General features: G+C 70.7%; 17 protein-coding genes. 3 read left to right on the top strand and 14 right to left on the bottom strand.

Translation table 11 applies throughout. The features are described from left to right. Positions 1-125 precede the first annotated feature (125 nt). From JNW87_RS41235 to JNW87_RS02680, 14 genes are all read right to left on the bottom strand, one after another. Entirely contained in the window at positions 126-719 is a 594-nt protein-coding gene (locus JNW87_RS41235) for a helix-turn-helix domain-containing protein (RefSeq protein ID WP_375373451.1), read from the bottom strand. Positions 720-849: 130 nt separating this feature from the next. Next, the gene (locus tag JNW87_RS02620) at positions 850-1,104 is read right to left on the bottom strand and encodes a hypothetical protein (RefSeq protein ID WP_238452893.1); all 255 of its coding nucleotides are present in this window, start codon (positions 1,102-1,104) and stop codon (positions 850-852) included. Then, positions 1,044-1,877: an alcohol dehydrogenase catalytic domain-containing protein gene (locus JNW87_RS02625; RefSeq protein ID WP_238452894.1), complete on the bottom strand. Its 834-nt coding sequence runs from the start codon at positions 1,875-1,877 to the stop codon at positions 1,044-1,046. The genes JNW87_RS02620 and JNW87_RS02625 overlap by 61 nt, the downstream gene beginning before the upstream one ends. Further along, positions 1,864-2,514, bottom strand: a complete 651-nt coding sequence (locus tag JNW87_RS02630; protein ID WP_161557807.1) for a GntR family transcriptional regulator — start codon at positions 2,512-2,514, stop codon at positions 1,864-1,866. The genes JNW87_RS02625 and JNW87_RS02630 overlap by 14 nt, the downstream gene beginning before the upstream one ends. Then, positions 2,511-3,125 carry a 2-deoxy-5-keto-D-gluconate 6-phosphate aldolase domain-containing protein gene (locus JNW87_RS02635; protein WP_238452895.1) on the bottom strand — a complete coding sequence of 205 codons (615 nt, stop codon included), beginning with the start codon at positions 3,123-3,125 and terminating at the stop codon, positions 2,511-2,513. The genes JNW87_RS02630 and JNW87_RS02635 overlap by 4 nt, the downstream gene beginning before the upstream one ends. A gap of 2 nt (positions 3,126-3,127) precedes the next feature. Further along, positions 3,128-3,370, bottom strand: a complete 243-nt coding sequence (locus JNW87_RS02640; protein ID WP_238452896.1) for a hypothetical protein — start codon at positions 3,368-3,370, stop codon at positions 3,128-3,130. Then, positions 3,367-4,356: an alcohol dehydrogenase catalytic domain-containing protein gene (locus JNW87_RS02645; RefSeq protein WP_238452909.1), complete on the bottom strand. Its 990-nt coding sequence runs from the start codon at positions 4,354-4,356 to the stop codon at positions 3,367-3,369. Before JNW87_RS02645 ends, JNW87_RS02640 begins: the two co-directional genes overlap by 4 nt. Before the next feature lie 5 nt (positions 4,357-4,361). Beyond that, positions 4,362-5,177 carry a carbohydrate ABC transporter permease gene (locus JNW87_RS02650; protein WP_238452897.1) on the bottom strand — a complete coding sequence of 272 codons (816 nt, stop codon included), beginning with the start codon at positions 5,175-5,177 and terminating at the stop codon, positions 4,362-4,364. Next, positions 5,174-6,127: a carbohydrate ABC transporter permease gene (locus tag JNW87_RS02655; protein ID WP_109801440.1), complete on the bottom strand. Its 954-nt coding sequence runs from the start codon at positions 6,125-6,127 to the stop codon at positions 5,174-5,176. Before JNW87_RS02655 ends, JNW87_RS02650 begins: the two co-directional genes overlap by 4 nt. Before the next feature lie 5 nt (positions 6,128-6,132). Further along, positions 6,133-7,428, bottom strand: a complete 1,296-nt coding sequence (locus tag JNW87_RS02660) for an ABC transporter substrate-binding protein (protein WP_238452898.1) — start codon at positions 7,426-7,428, stop codon at positions 6,133-6,135. Positions 7,429-7,439: 11 nt separating this feature from the next. Beyond that, entirely contained in the window at positions 7,440-8,543 is a 1,104-nt protein-coding gene (locus tag JNW87_RS02665) for a 6-phosphofructokinase (protein WP_238452899.1), read from the bottom strand. Between the two features lie 2 nt (positions 8,544-8,545). Then, entirely contained in the window at positions 8,546-9,997 is a 1,452-nt protein-coding gene (locus JNW87_RS02670) for an aldehyde dehydrogenase family protein (protein WP_161557806.1), read from the bottom strand. Next, positions 9,994-11,121 (bottom strand): mandelate racemase/muconate lactonizing enzyme family protein, encoded by a 1,128-nt coding sequence (locus JNW87_RS02675; protein ID WP_161557805.1) that lies wholly within the window; start codon positions 11,119-11,121, stop codon positions 9,994-9,996. The genes JNW87_RS02670 and JNW87_RS02675 overlap by 4 nt, the downstream gene beginning before the upstream one ends. Positions 11,122-11,385: 264 nt before the next feature. Beyond that, a complete protein-coding gene (locus tag JNW87_RS02680; protein WP_109801435.1) occupies positions 11,386-12,153 on the bottom strand; it encodes a DeoR/GlpR family DNA-binding transcription regulator in 768 nt (255 codons plus the stop codon). Between the two features lie 139 nt (positions 12,154-12,292). Between JNW87_RS02680 and JNW87_RS02685 the strand changes: the two genes are divergently transcribed. From JNW87_RS02685 to JNW87_RS02695, 3 genes are read left to right on the top strand one after another with little or no spacing between them, the layout of a single operon-like run. Further along, positions 12,293-13,159 carry a hypothetical protein gene (locus JNW87_RS02685; RefSeq protein ID WP_304598675.1) on the top strand — a complete coding sequence of 289 codons (867 nt, stop codon included), beginning with the start codon at positions 12,293-12,295 and terminating at the stop codon, positions 13,157-13,159. A gap of 1 nt (position 13,160) precedes the next feature. After that, positions 13,161-13,622: a TSUP family transporter gene (locus tag JNW87_RS02690; protein ID WP_238452900.1), complete on the top strand. Its 462-nt coding sequence runs from the start codon at positions 13,161-13,163 to the stop codon at positions 13,620-13,622. Continuing rightward, entirely contained in the window at positions 13,619-13,885 is a 267-nt protein-coding gene (locus JNW87_RS02695) for a hypothetical protein (protein ID WP_238452901.1), read from the top strand. The genes JNW87_RS02690 and JNW87_RS02695 overlap by 4 nt, the downstream gene beginning before the upstream one ends. Positions 13,886-13,893: the final 8 nt, after the last annotated feature.

Raw genomic sequence — 13,893 nt, forward strand, 5'->3', positions numbered from 1 at the left:
CCACAGCAGCTCGAAGAGCTGGACCAGCGCGTCGAGGAGGGTGGAAGGCCGGATGCAGACCGCCGCATCGCCGCTCTGCGCGCCGATCGGCAGGATCGCCAGCCGGCGGTCGCCTATCGCCAGCTTCATCGGAAGGTCGGTGTGCACCCGGGACTGCTCACCCGCGCCGGTTGCGTCCTGGACCTCCTCGAGCGCACCCGGCAGCTCCAGCGCCTCTGGTGCGTAGATGCCGCGCACCCGCACTTTCGCGCGCAGGAGCCGGCGGACCGACTTGTCCGACCGTCGGGGATCGGCGACGTACGGTGGGCGATCGAGCACCATGAGTTCGTGCCGGGTGGTGCTGAGCAGGTGCTCGAACCGGGCAGCGATCGCTGCGTCACCGACCAGCACCTCGACGATTTCCTCCGGGCGGAACCGCTCCTCGGCGGGCATCTCGGCGAGCAGGTCGCGCGCGGCGAGCTGCGTGCGCGCCAGCTCCTCACGGCGTCGATCGACCAGCGCGTCGACGGCGACGTCGGGTCGCGCCGCCCGCATCCTGACGGGCTGGCCGGCAGCCGGTGCACCAGGCCCAGCTCCTCGAGCCTGCTCAACGAGCTGCCCACCTCGGCCGCGCCACGGTCGAGTGCCGCGGCGAGGTCGCGCTGGGACGCCTCGGGGCGGGACAGGAGTTCGCGGTAAACCCTCTCGTCCTCGGCGCGGACACCGATCGGCTCGAGCATCCGCCCATCTTGCCCCCGTCGGCCGGGCGGCCACCCAGGCACCCCGTCCGCCGGCAGTCACCTGTGTCGCGCCCGAGACCGACGTTACAGAATGTTTGCGGTGACCAGCCCGTGTCCCGACACCGATTCGTCAGCCCTGTGCGGCGGCGGTGCCGTGCGGGGCGATGAACACCTTGTCGGCCATGCCTGTCCGCTGCGCTTCGAGGGCCTCCGGTAGCTGGTCCAGGCCGTAGAAGGCCGGACGTAGTCGGTCCAGGCCCAGGGTCGGCAGCATCTGCACGGCGCGGTGGTGCGTGTACGGGTTGATCACCGCACCGACGAGCGTCAGCTCTCGCGCGAAGATCTCGTTGGGGCGTACCCGGGCCTCGTCGTCGGGCCGGGCCACTCCGAAGACGAGGATCCGCCGCCGCGTGACGACACGGTGATGGCTGATTCCAGGATCCGGCCGGAGCCGACCGCGTCGATCACGTGCGGGAAGCCGAGTCCGTCGGTCAGCGCGGTGGCCTCGTCCAGCGCCGCCGGGTCGAGGGCGGCGTCCGCGCCCATCCGCAGGGCGGCCTCCCGCCGGTCGGCGCGCGGGTCCAGCACCACGACCGGTGCGAGTCCGCGGGCCTTGGCGAGGGCGACCATCATCGCCCCGGCCGGTCCGGCGCCGAAGATGAGGATCGGCAGCCCCGAGCGCGGGTTCAGCTGGTCCATCCCGTGCAGGCAGCAGGCGAGCGGCTCGGTCAGCGCCCCGATCCACGGCGGCGTCGCCGCCGGCAGCCGGTACGCGATCCGCGCCGGCACCACCATCCGCTCGGTCATGCCGCCGTCGAGCTTCACGCCGTACCCCCGCTTGCTGTCGCAGAGGTGTTCCTGCCCCAGGCGGCAGTACGTGCACCGGGTGCAGTAGTCGTGTGGTTCGACGGTGACCAGGTCGCCGACGGTGAGCCCGTCGACCGCCGCACCCACCTCGGTGATCCGGCCGCACACCTCGTGGCCGAGCACGACCTGCGGCGCGGCGGCGAAGCTGCCGGCGACGATGTGGCTGTCGGTGCCGCAGACGCCGACCGCGAGGGGTGCGATCGCCACCTCCTCCGGGCCGAGCGGGGCCGGCTCTGACTTGAGCAGCCGTACGTCGCCGGCGCCGAAGAAACGGGCCTCAGTCAGCAGCACGGAGCAACTCCCTCAGTCGGCGGATGTGCAGGCGGGCGGCCTCCTCGGCGGCTTCCGCGTCGCCGGAGCCGATGGCCTCGAAGATGGCCTGGTGGTCGTGAACGGCCTGGATCATGCCGCCGGTCAGGCTGGTGGAGCGCATCGCCACCAAGACCCGGCCCTGGACGCCGTCGAGCATCCGGGCCAGCACCGGGCTCTGCGCCGCCTGCCGGATCTCCCGGTGGAACGCCGCGTCCAGCTCGATGTGGCGGGAAAAGTCGCCCTGCTCCGCGACCGTGCGGTGCTCGGCGAGCAGGGCGAGCAGGCTGCGTCGCAGCGAGGCCTGGTACTTCTCCGTCGCCAGCCGGGCCACAGCTCCTTCAAGGACCTCGCGGGCCTCGTACAGGCTGACCAGTTCGGCACGGGAGATGCGCGCGACCTCCGCGCCGCGGTTCATCGTCTCGGCGACCAGGTTTTCCTGCACGAGGCGGATCACCGCGTCCCGGACCGGGCTGCGGCTGACGTGGAACTCCTCGGCGAGGGCCGGGACGCTCAGCCGCGCGCCCGGCCGCAGTTCGCCGGAGATGATCCGGTCGCGGAGGGTCTTGTAGAGCACCTCACCGACGCGCTGCGGGTCGGCCTGAAGAGAGCTGGTCACTGAAGGAACGTCCCTGCGAAGTGGCGGTAGTTGGCAGCGACCGCCGCGATCGCCTCGGGCCGCGTCAGGTCGCCGGCCAGAAGTCCGCGCAGCGAGTCCCACCAGATGCTACGGCCGATGGCGAAGCCCGTGAACCCGTTGGCGGCGGCGTCGGTGAGCCAACCGTCGACTGTGTCCGCCGGGGCGTTCGCGCCCAGCAGGATGCATTCGCCGCCGTTCTGCGCGGCAAGGTCGGCCGCCGTGCGGTAGTGCTCCGGCGCGCCGAGGTGCTCCAGCTTCCAGACGTCGACCGGTACCTCCTCGACGATTTCCGCCATCGCCCGGTGGATGAGCGCGGGCCGCACCTCGGCGTCGAACACCTCGCTCGGGACGTTCCGCTGCTCGGGCGTCGGCGGCACGAGCAGCTCGAAGAGGAACCGGCCGCCGGAGTCCCGAACCGCCTGCGAGACCTTGGCCAGCCGGGACCGCTGCTCGCGGTTGTCCGACGCCGACCCTTCGACGTTGTAGCGGACCAGTACCTTGGGCAACTCGGGGCGGAAGTGGGCGAGGAACCCCGGCAGGTCGGCCGGTTCGGTCTCGTACACGTCGCAGCCACCGCGCTCGACCGGCATGCTCAGCGTGACGTGATGGGCCCGGGCCGCTCGGGTACGCCCGCCCCGAGCTGCTCGTCGACCAGGATTCCGGCGTGCGCGGCCAGGCGGGGCTCGGCTTCGAGGGCGGCGAGCAGTCCTTCGAGGACCATGTGCTTGCCGTCGGTGATCGCCGCGCGCTCCGCGGGCAGTGCGGTGGCGGTGTGGCCGTACAGGGCCTGGGTGAGCCAGGGACGCTGGTCGACGGCGAGGATCAACAGGCTCATCGGGTTGCCTCCGACATGAGATGGGCGTCCGCCGACACGATGCAGGGCTTGACGTAGTCGCCGGCCACGAAGCGGGCGAACGCTTCGGGCAGTTCGGGCAGGGTGAGTGGTTTGACGATGAGGTCGCGCAGCGATGCGCCCATGACGCGCAGCAGCTCCCAGTTCGCCTCGACCTCGTCGACCGGGAAGTAGAAGGACCGGACGGTGTAGCAGTCGGTCCGCCGCCAGCGCGGCGTCGCGGGCATCGTGTACGGCTCGTTCGACTCGCCGAGCGCGACGACGGTGCCACCGGGCCGGATCACCCGCTGTGCCGTCTCCCGGGCCGCGTTCGCGCCGCTGACCTCGACGACCATGTCGTACTGGTTCTCTGCGGACAGGTCACCGGCGGCCGTGGCACCGAGTGTCGTCGCGGCCTCGAGCCGGGTGGGATTGGGGTCGAAGGCGTCCACGGCGAGCCCCATGGCCTGGGCGACCGCGACGACACCGAGGCCGAGCGGCCCGGCGCCGACGACCAGCGCGCGGCCCACCGAGTCCTGAGTCCGCAGCGCCAGCCGCAGGGCGTGCGCGGCAGTGCCGACCGTGTCGAGCCCGAGGACCGCGACCGACAGCGGGATGTCGTCCGGCACGGGCAGGACGCAACGCGCGGGGACGTCCACGTGCTCGGCGAAACCGCCGTCACGCTGCCAGCCGATCAGCTGCGACAGGTTGAGGCACTGGTTGGTGCGGCCGGCGGCGCAGCGCACGCACGTACCGCAGAAGACGGGGATGTAGACGATGCCGCGCGTGCCCTCGGGCAGCGCGCCGCCGACGACCGTGCCTCCGATCTCGTGGCCGGGAACGACGGCCGAGCCGCTGTGCAGCAGCCGCTTGTCCGACCCGCAGAGCGCGCAGACGTCGACCCGCAGTCGCACGTCGCCGTCGGCGATGTCGCCGAGGGCGACCTTCTCGAACGTGATCTCGCCGTTGCCCTTGAACCGGGCCCGCATGGATGTCACTTGACGGCTCCTCCGGTGATGCCGCGGACCAGCCAGCGCTGCGCGAAGATCGTCAGCAGCAGGGCGGGCGCGGAGATGAGCGTGCTGGCGGCCATCAGGCCGCCGAAGTCGTTGGATCCCTGGCCGATGAAGTTGAACGCGATGACGGTCAGCGGCAGCGTCCGCTCGTTCGCCAGGGCCAGCGCGAAGAGGAAGTAGTTCCAGCTGAAGACGAAGCTCAGCGTCAGCGCCACGGACAGCCCGGGCAGGGCAAGCGGCAGCGCGATCCGGCGGAAACGCTGCCAGGCGTTCGCGCCGTCGATCAGCGTCGACTCCTCGATGCTGATCGGGATCTCCTCGAAGAACGGCACCAGCAGCCAGATGCACAGCGGCAGCGTGATGATCAGGTGCGCGACGATCAACAGCGTGTAGTTGAGCGCCACGCTGTCCGGGCCACCGATGCGGATCGAGAGCACGAACAGCGGCAGCACGAACAGCACGCCCGGCGCCATGCGGGCCAGCAGCGTGACGAAGCCCAGCGTGGCCAGCTTGCGGCGCACGATCACGTACGCGGCCGGCGCGCCCAGGACGAGCCCGAGGATCGTCGACCCGCCGGCCACGATGAAGCTGTTGGCGATGTAGCGGCCGAACTCGAAGCGCTCGAACAGGTTGGTGAAGTTGTCCAACGTCAGCGGCGACGCGAGGTTGAACAGCGAGCCGGTGATGTCGACGTTGTTGCGCAGCGACGACCAGAGCATGAAGAGCACCGGGCCGAAGAAGATGACCGCGAAGACGAGGTATGCGGCGTACACGCCGCTGAGCCGCTTGGTCATCGCGCGGCCCGCTGCCGGAACCAGGTGAACACGCCCGCGATCACGATGACCAGGACGAGCAGGGCGATCTGCAGGGTGGCCGCGTAGCTCGGCTCGTTGTCGACGAAGCCGGCGTGGTATCCGTACACATTGAGCGTGTTCGTGGAGTTCACCGGGCCCCCCTGGGTCATGATGTAGATCGTGTCGAAGAAGCGGACGAGGTCGACCGTGCGCAGCAGCATCGCCACGGTGAGCACCGGGCGCAGTAGCGGGAGGCCGATGTTCCAGGCCGTACGCCAGCCGCTCGCTCCGTCCAGCGCGGCGGCCTCGAACGGCTCTTCGGGCAGCGACCGGATCCCGGCTGAGATGATCAGCGCCATGAACGGCGTCCACTGCCAGATGTCGACCAGGGCGATGGACCAGGGCGCGATGTCCGGGTCGCCCAGCCACACCACCGGGTCGATACCGACCTTGGCGAGGATCTGGTTGGCCGCGCCGAGCGACGGGTCCATGATCAGCAGCCAGACCAGGCCGACCGCGACCGATGCCGTGATCGCCGGGATCAGCATCATGCCCTGGAAGATCCGCCGGCCCGGCACGTCGAGGCTCATCACGTAGCCCAGCGCCAGCCCGAGGACGGTCTCCACCAGCAGGCAGACCACGAAGAGGAACAGCGTGACCTTCAGCGAGTTCCAGAACTGCGGGTTGCCGAACATCTCGGCGTAGTTGGCGAACCCGAGGAACCCCGAGTTGGTCCCGTCGGACTGCCGGTCACTGACGGAGAGCCAGATCGTGTACGCGATCGGCACCAGCACGAGCACGGCCGTGACCAGCACGGCCGGCAGCGCGAACGGCCAGACACCCCGGGCCGTCGGGTCGACCCGGCGGCGACGCGGGGGCGGAGCCCCCGCCCCCGGCTCCCCGCTGGAGGAACCGGAGGCGGCGGGCGGCTTCGTCATCAGGTCGCTCATGGGACTCAGCCGGCGTTCTTGGCCAGCAGCGGGGTCAGGCCGTCCTGGATCTCCCTGGCCGCGGCCGTGGCGTCGGACTGGCCGAGAATCACCTTGCCGATCGCGTCCCCGACGACCTTGCGCATCTCGGGGGCGGAGACGCCGACCGGGCCGACCTCGGTGGAGCCGTTGGTCTGCACGTTGGCGAGCGCCTTGCTCCACTGCTGCAGCGTGTCGGTGTTCAGCGTGTCGGTGTACGTCTTGTCCTGCGCGACCGAGGTTCGCGGCGGCGCGATGCCGCTCGTGGTCAGCTTGAGCTGGGTGGCCTTGCCGGTCGCCCACTCGATGAATTTCCAGGCCGCGTCCTTGTGCTTGGAGTACGAGGACATCGCGATGCCCCAGCTCAGGACGGTCGACTTCGAGCCCGCGGTGCCGGCCGGGAAGTCCAGCACGCCGATCTTGCCGACCACCTTCGAGGTCTTCGGGTCGTTGATGCTGCTGATCTCGTTGCTGGACTCCAGCTCCATCGCTGCGTTGCCGGCCGCGAAGAGCGCCGAGGACTGGGTGAAGGTGTTGTTGACGACGCCGGGCGGGCCGTAATCCTTGGCGAGGGTCGCGTACCGGTTGATCACGTCAGCGGCGCCGGGTGCGTCGAAGTTCGGGGTGCCGTCCGGCTTGGTCCACTCCAGGCCCTGGGAGTGCAGGAACGGGCCGAAGGTGAACGGCAGAGCGGCGGACTGGCCGCGCAGCGCGATCGGGGTGACCTTGCCACCGGACTTCTGCTTGATCGCGGCGGCGACTGTGGGCAGTTCGTCGAGGGTCTTCGGCGGCGTGATGCCGTACTGCTCGAACAGGTCCGTCCGGTAGTAGAGGACAACACCCTCGACGTTCACGGGCGCGGCGATCATCTTGTCCTGGATCGTCATGCCGGTCTTGACCGCGGTTGGGAAGTCGGCGGCGTCGTAAGCGGCGGACTTGCTCATGTAGTCGTCGAGCGGAGCGTAGTAGCCGGCCTTGCTGAACTGCAGGCCTTCGCGCGACGGCAGCGTCATGAAGACATCCATGGAGGAGCTGCGTGACTGCAGGTTCAGCGAGATCTTGTCGCGGGCCTGCTGCTCGGCGAAGGTCTGCACCTTCACCGTGACGCCCGAGGCCTTCTCGAATTCGGGGATCAGCGGCTCGATGGCCTTCTGCCACGGGTGGTTGGACATGACGAGGGAGATCTCGTTGGCGCTGCCGCCTGAGTCACCACCGCCGCAGCCGGCGGCGAGCCCGCCGACGAGGGCCAGGGCGAGCCCGGCGCTCAAGATCTTGTGCCGCATCTTTATGCCTTTCAGTTCTGACCGAGGAGTGGGGTGAGCCAGTCGTGGAAGTCGCCGAGGTCGGCGGGATTGGTGCTGCGCCACTGCGGGGGTACGGGCCGGGTCCGGCCGGCCACCTCCGCGAGCGGCACCGGGTCGTACACGGTTTCGCCGGCGCTGCGGTGCAGGCCGACCATCAGTGCGGTGGAGTGGTCGGCCAGCAGCTTCGCCGCGTGCCGCCCGGCCTCCGCCGCCTCCGCCCGGTCGACGTCGCTGGCGAGAGCGCCGCTGCTGCGCTGGGCCATGCCGAGCACCTCGCCACGGGCGGCGACACCCAGCTCGGTGCTCACGAGCCCGGCGAGCGCCCTGGAGACGCCGCCGAGGATGATCCGGGTGTGGTTGACAGCCTCGAACGGCTCGTCGGTCATCTCGCTCGCCGCGCCTTCGCTGACGACCACGAACGCCCGCCCGTGCGCGCGCAGTGCGTCCTGCACGGCAGTGAGGAACGCCGCCCGGTCGAAGGTGAGTTCCGGGATCAGGACCAGGTGCGGGGCGTACACCGGATCGTCACGGTGCCAGGTCGCGGCGAGGGCCAGCCAGCCCACCGAGCGGCCGAGGGTCTCCACGATGCGGATCGGTTCGATGCCGGACATCGCTGCGTGGTCACGGGCCAGGTCCGGGACGATCTTCGTGAGGTACCGCGCGGCGGAGCCGTACCCCGGAGAGTGGTCGATACCGACCAGGTCGTTGTCCACGGTCTTCGGGATACCGACGACGCTCAGCTCGCGCCCGGTCGCGGCGGCCCGGTTGGCGAGAGCGTGCAGCAGCGCCATCGTCCCGTTGCCGCCGATCAGCGCGAGGCCTTCGACACCGTTGGCGGCCAGGACGTCGAGTGCGATGTCGAGATCCGCCGCGGTAACCGCCCGCCGCCCGGCGCCGAGCCAGGATCCGCCGTGCAGGGTCGCGGCGGCCGGCACGTCGGCGGCGGTGACCGGGGTGAGCCGACCCTCGATCAGGCCGTCCGGGCCGCCCCGCAGCGCCAGCACCTCGTGATCCGCCGCCGCCTCGAGGAAGCCGCGGAGACTGGCGTTGACGACGCTGGTCGGTGCGCCGGTCTGTCCGATGAGGAAACGCATCACTACCCCTGCGCCTTCGAGCCGACGGACAGGAAGGTCTGGAACGCCTCCAGGCCGGGGCGGCCGCCCTCGTATCCGAGCCCCGAGTCCTGCACGCCGCCGAACGGGATCCACGGCGTGTTCGGCGTGCCGGTGTTGATGCCGACGATCCCGGCGGAGAGACGGTCGGCGACGGCGTGGGCGCGGTGGAGGTCTGCGCCGCAGACGTAGCCGGCCAGGCCGTACCCGGTGGCATGGTGCAGGGCCAGCGCGTCGTCGAGGTCGTCGTACACGTGGATCGGCGCGATCGGTCCGAAGATCTCTTCGGTCATCACCCGGCTGTCGACGGGCGCGTCCAGCAGCACGGTCGCCGGGGCGAAATGGCCCTTCTCGGGGACGGCTCCACTCGTGACCTTCCTCGCGCCCTTGCTCACCGCTTCCTCGACGAGCGAGGCCATCCGGGCCGGGTCCGAGGCCGGCGCGAGGGGGCCGAGGTCGGTGGCCGGATCCGTGGGATCGCCGACGACCATCTTCTCGGTCGCCGCGATGAACGCCTCGGTGAACTCGGCCGCCACCTCGCGGGCCACGAGGACCTGGTTCGCGGCGATACAGGACTGGCCGTTGTTGCGGTACTTCGCCACCAGCAGCGTCTGTGCGGCTGCCTGCGGATCCGCATCAGACAGCACGAGGAAAGGTGCGCAACCACCGAGCTCCATCACCGTACGCAGGAAGCGCGGCGCCGTGGCCGTGGCGACCAGCCGCCCCACCCGGGTCGACCCGGTGAACGACACGACGCCGACACTCTTGGCGGAGAGCCACGGGTCGACGACGTCGGCGGGTGTGCCGAGCACGGTCGACAGGACCCCCGCGGGCACGTGCCGTTCGACGACCGCGGCCAGCACCAGCGACGACAGCGGCGTCAGCTCGGAGGGCTTGAACAGCACCGGGCAGCCCGCCGCCAGCGCCGGAGCGATCTTGCGAGCGGGGATGGAGACCGGGAAGTTCCAGGGAGTCAGGACCGCGGCGATACCGGCGGGCCGCGTCGTCACCCGGTGATTGATCCCGGGTACGACGGACAACTGCTCGGCCTCCTGCCGATCCAGCAGGTCGGCCATGATCCGGAAGTAGGCGACCGTCAGCCCCAGCTCGGCCACCGACTCGGCGAGCCGCTTGCCGCTCTCCCGGGTGATCAACGTCGGCCACTCGGGCTCCTTGGCGAGCGCCTCGACGTCTGCGGCGATGGCCCGCAGCGCCGCCGACCGCGCAGCCTGCGGCGTGCCCGCCCAGACCGGCAGGGCCTGCTGCGCGAGAGCGAGCGCGGCGTCGGCGTCGGCGCCGTTACCCGTGCTTACCTCGGTGAACGGCTCGCCGGTGGCCGGGTCGAGCACCGCGAGCCGCGGTCCGCCCGCCGCCCGGCCTGCCACGCGCACGGCGGTGGCGGCCGAGAGGATGTCGTTGACGATGGAATCGGTCACGCTAGCTGCTCCTCGTACGCGTCGAGCTGGTCCTGGTCGAGATCGATGCCGAATCCGGGCCCGTCCGGCACGCGGACCGTGCCGTGGGCGGTGAGCAGGCCGTCGGCGGCCTGCCGCAGCGGGTTGGAGCGGATGTCCCACTCGATGAGCCGCGTCGCGGACGAGATCGCGCCGGCCTGGACGGTGGCGGCGGTGGCGACCGCGCCGTTGTAGAGATGCGGGTTGACCGTCCGCCCGGCCGCTTCCGCGGCCGCGAGCACGGCCAGGTACTCGGTGACGCCGCCGGCCTTGCCGAGGTCGGGCTGCAGGATCTCGACCGCCTCCAGGTACGGCGTGAAGGCCGCGGCCCCGTAGAGATTCTCCCCGGTGGCCAGCGGCATCCCGGTGTGACGGGTCAGCTCGGCCAGCTCGGAGGGGCGATCGCCGGCGAGTGGCTCCTCGACCCACGCGACGCCGAGATCGGCCAGAGCGGGGACGATCTCGAGCGCCTCGGTCAGCCGCCAGGCCTGGTTGGCGTCGGCGAAGATCTGCGCCTCGTCGCCAAGGATCCGCCGGGCAGTCCCGACGTTGGCGAGGTCGGTGTCCGCGCCGAACCCGACCTTGACCTTGACGGCGGTGAGCCCGAGCGCGACGCAGCGATCGGCGACCTCGGCGACCCCGGTGGGTCCGAGGCTGGAGCCGTACACCGGCAGCTCGGTGCGTGGGCTCGGGCTGAGCAGCCGGGCCAGACTGGTGCCGGCGTGGCGGGCGGCGAGGTCCCACAGGGCCATGTCGACGCCGCTGATCGCCTGGTGGACCGGGCCGGGTGCACCCCACTGTCGGCCGAGTGGCGCAAGCCGCGCGAGCAGGGCGCGCTGGGCGGTGGCCGGGTCGGGAAAGCTGCGCCCCTTCAAGAGCGGGGCGATGCCGTCTTGAATCGTGGCGATCCGCTCGCGCCACGCCCAGGACGGGTAGTTCGCCCAGCTCTCGCCGACGCCGACCGAACCGTCGGCCAGCTCGACCTCGATCAAGACCATCACGCGGTGGGTGAGCGGCGCGAAGGACATGGCGATCGGCTCGGTGGGGCGCGCCCGGAAGACCCGGCACCGCACCTCCGCCACCGCGGCATCCGGCAGCGTGACCACGCGGGTCTCCGCGGCTGAGGGTGCGGCCTTGAGGTCCATGTGCCTTCTCTCGCAGTAGACGCTTTCTGCATGCAGTGTTGAACGCATGTGACCGGGACGTCAAGAGTGCGAAACAAGAAAAGGCGGCGAGTTCGTTACCGGCGAAAGGTACTTATGCCTCGCAGGGGGAGCTTGCGTTCCGCTGTCTCCCGCTTCTCGTGGCACCTCGGACGGATTCGGCCACCGCTGTGGACGGTCTACACCGCGTTCGGGCGGTCTGCCCGGCTAGGCGGTCAGGACGCGGGTGCCGGTGCGGCGTACGGCCGCGGCTACCGGGTCGGGCAGCGAAGCGTCCACGACCAGGGTGTCGATGCGGTCGAAGCCGCACACCTGGACCGGAGCGGTGGCCGCCAGCTTGCTCGCGTCGGCGAGCAGCACGACCTCGTCGGCGATGTCCATGAGGGCGTGCTTGGCGCTCAGCTCAACCTGCGAGCGCACGTACGCACCCCGCTCGTCGACCGCGCTCGCGCCGAGGAACAGCAGGCGCACCCGCATGCGCTTGACGAGATCCAGCGCGGCGAAACCCACCATCGCCTGATTGTCATGCAGCAGCTCGCCGCCGATTCCGATGACCCTTGACCTGGGCCGGGACAGCATGTGGGCAAGCACAGGGACGGAGTGGGTGATCACGCAGCCGTCGAAGTCCTCGGGCAGCGCTCGGGCCACCTCGGCCGCGGTCGTGCCACTGTCGATGCCGATCGTGTCGCCCGGCTGGACCAGGCGAGCCGCCGCAGCGCCGATCGCCAGTTTGGCGCCGGCGTGACTGAGCGCGCGGGACGCGTACCCCGGGCCCCCGACGCCGCCCTGCGGAAGACTGACGCCGCCATGAACCAGCAGAACCTCGCCACTCTCGGCGAGTCGCCGCAGGTCACGGCGGATCGTCATCTGCGAGACGCCGAGCTGGGCGCTGATGTCGGCGACCGAGAGGAACCCGGCCCGGCGCAGCGCGGCCATGATGTGCGTCCGCCGCTGCGGGGCGCCGTCGTAGCGCATGGCTTCCACTGACACGTCCGCAGTCTAGCCTCTGTTCTTCGGCTACCAACGGATGTTACTTTTCAAACATCCTTTGATCTCAGCGCCTCGACGTCGCCGACCTCGGCGACGCGCCGGCCGCTCTCGCGCTGGAGGAACAGTGACCGTCGACCCCTCGATCCTCGCCCGCCCCTCGGGCGGCTACGCCATGCTCGCCGTCGATCAGCGCGAGGCGCTGCGGGCCATGTTCGCCGCACACCAGCCGGAGCCGGTGACCGACGCGCAGCTGACCGCGTTCAAGGTGGACGCGGCACGCGCGCTGAGCCCCTACGCGTCCGCGATCCTCATCGACAAGCAGTTCGGCTGGGACGCGGTGATCGCGGACAACGCCGTCGACCCGTCCTGCGCCCTGATCGTGGCGGCCGACGCGTTCACCCCGAGCGCCACCGAGTTCGTCGCAGACGTGGTGATCGACCCCGAGGTCGACCCCGCGACCGTACGAAAGGAGGGCGCGAAGGCCCTCAAGCTGCTCGTGCTCTACCGACCGGATGAGTCGCCGGAACCCCGGATCGCCATGGTGACCGACTTCGTCGCCCGCTGCCGCGAGGCCGGGCTGATCAGCATCATCGAGCCGGTGTCCCGTGGCCCCCGCGAGGGCGGCGCGTACGACCACGAAGCGGGAATCCATGCGGCTGCCCGCGAGCTGGGCGCCCTCGGTGCCGACCTCTACAAGTCGGAGGTACCAACTCACGGCAAGGGCACCCCGGACGAGATCACCGCCGGGTGCGCCTCGCTGTCGTCAGCCATCAGCAGCCCATGGGTGGTGCTGTCCTCCGGCGTACCCGCGGAGGTTTTTCCCGAAGCCGTGCGACTCGCCTGCCGGGCCGGGGCCTCGGGTTTCCTCGCCGGCCGCGCGGTCTGGGCCTCGGTGGTCGGCAGTCCGACCATGGCCGACGACCTGCGCACGATCTCGGTCGACCGGCTGCGACGCCTCGCCGACGTGGTCGACGACGCCGTGTCGCGCTGAGGTGGCGCCAGTCGGCGACGTGCTCGCGGTCGTCGCGGTCGCGCTGGGTGCCACGATGCAAAGAGCAACCGGGCTGGGCTTCGCCCTGGTCGCCGCCCCGTTCCTGGTCGTGATCCTCGGCCCCTTCTCGGGCGTGACCCTGGCCAACCTGCTCTCAGCGGTGATCAACCTGATCGTGCTGTGCGCGACCGCCCGGGCACTGCGCCGCCGCCTGGCCGTCCAGATGATCGCCGGGGTGATCCTGGCCCTGCCATTGGGGGTCTGGGTGGTCCGGGAGCTGCCGGGCCCGGTCCTGCTCGTCGGCATCGGCTTGATCACGGCAGGATCTGTGGCCTGGGTGGCGGTGGGCCAGAGCATGCCGTTCCTCAGGCATCGGGGTGGGGCGATGGCGTCCGGGTTCGCGTCAGGCTTCTTCAACATCACGGCGGGGACGGGCGGGCCGCCGCTCGCCGTCTACGCGTGAGCACCGACTGGGAACACCGAAGTTTTGTCCCGACCGTGCAGCTCGTCGGCCTCGTGACGAACGTGCTGTCCCTGGCCGCGAAGGGCACCCCGGTCCTGTCGAGGACACTGCTGCTGGCCTGCGGGGCGGCGATGCTGGCAGGGATCGGTGGCGGGCACTGTCTGGAGCGGTGGTTGCCGGAGTCGGCCACGCGGCGGTGGATGATGGCGCTCGCCCTCGCGGGAAGCGTCATAGCGATCGTCAAAGGGCTGGCGGCGTGGTGAAGAGGCGT

Origin of the sequence: Micromonospora sp. ATA51 (assembly GCF_016802855.1) — a bacterium.
In the GTDB taxonomy this organism is placed as follows: Bacteria; Actinomycetota; Actinomycetes; order Mycobacteriales; family Micromonosporaceae; genus Micromonospora; species Micromonospora sicca.

Excerpts from the sequence above, each read along its gene's own strand:
- JNW87_RS41235 (WP_375373451.1), bottom strand. The coding sequence starts at position 719 with ATGCTCGAGCCGATCGGTGTCCGCGCCGAGGACGAGAGGGTTTACCGC.
- JNW87_RS02640 (WP_238452896.1), bottom strand. The coding sequence starts at position 3,370 with ATGAGCCTGTTGATCCTCGCCGTCGACCAGCGTCCCTGGCTCACCCAG.
- JNW87_RS02655 (WP_109801440.1), bottom strand. The coding sequence starts at position 6,127 with ATGAGCGACCTGATGACGAAGCCGCCCGCCGCCTCCGGTTCCTCCAGC.
- JNW87_RS02665 (WP_238452899.1), bottom strand. The coding sequence starts at position 8,543 with ATGCGTTTCCTCATCGGACAGACCGGCGCACCGACCAGCGTCGTCAAC.
- JNW87_RS02650 (WP_238452897.1), bottom strand. The coding sequence starts at position 5,177 with ATGACCAAGCGGCTCAGCGGCGTGTACGCCGCATACCTCGTCTTCGCG.
- JNW87_RS02680 (WP_109801435.1), bottom strand. The coding sequence starts at position 12,153 with ATGCGCTACGACGGCGCCCCGCAGCGGCGGACGCACATCATGGCCGCG.
- JNW87_RS02660 (WP_238452898.1), bottom strand. The coding sequence starts at position 7,428 with ATGCGGCACAAGATCTTGAGCGCCGGGCTCGCCCTGGCCCTCGTCGGC.
- JNW87_RS02645 (WP_238452909.1), bottom strand. The coding sequence starts at position 4,356 with ATGCGGGCCCGGTTCAAGGGCAACGGCGAGATCACGTTCGAGAAGGTC.
- JNW87_RS02635 (WP_238452895.1), bottom strand. The coding sequence starts at position 3,125 with ATGCCGGTCGAGCGCGGTGGCTGCGACGTGTACGAGACCGAACCGGCC.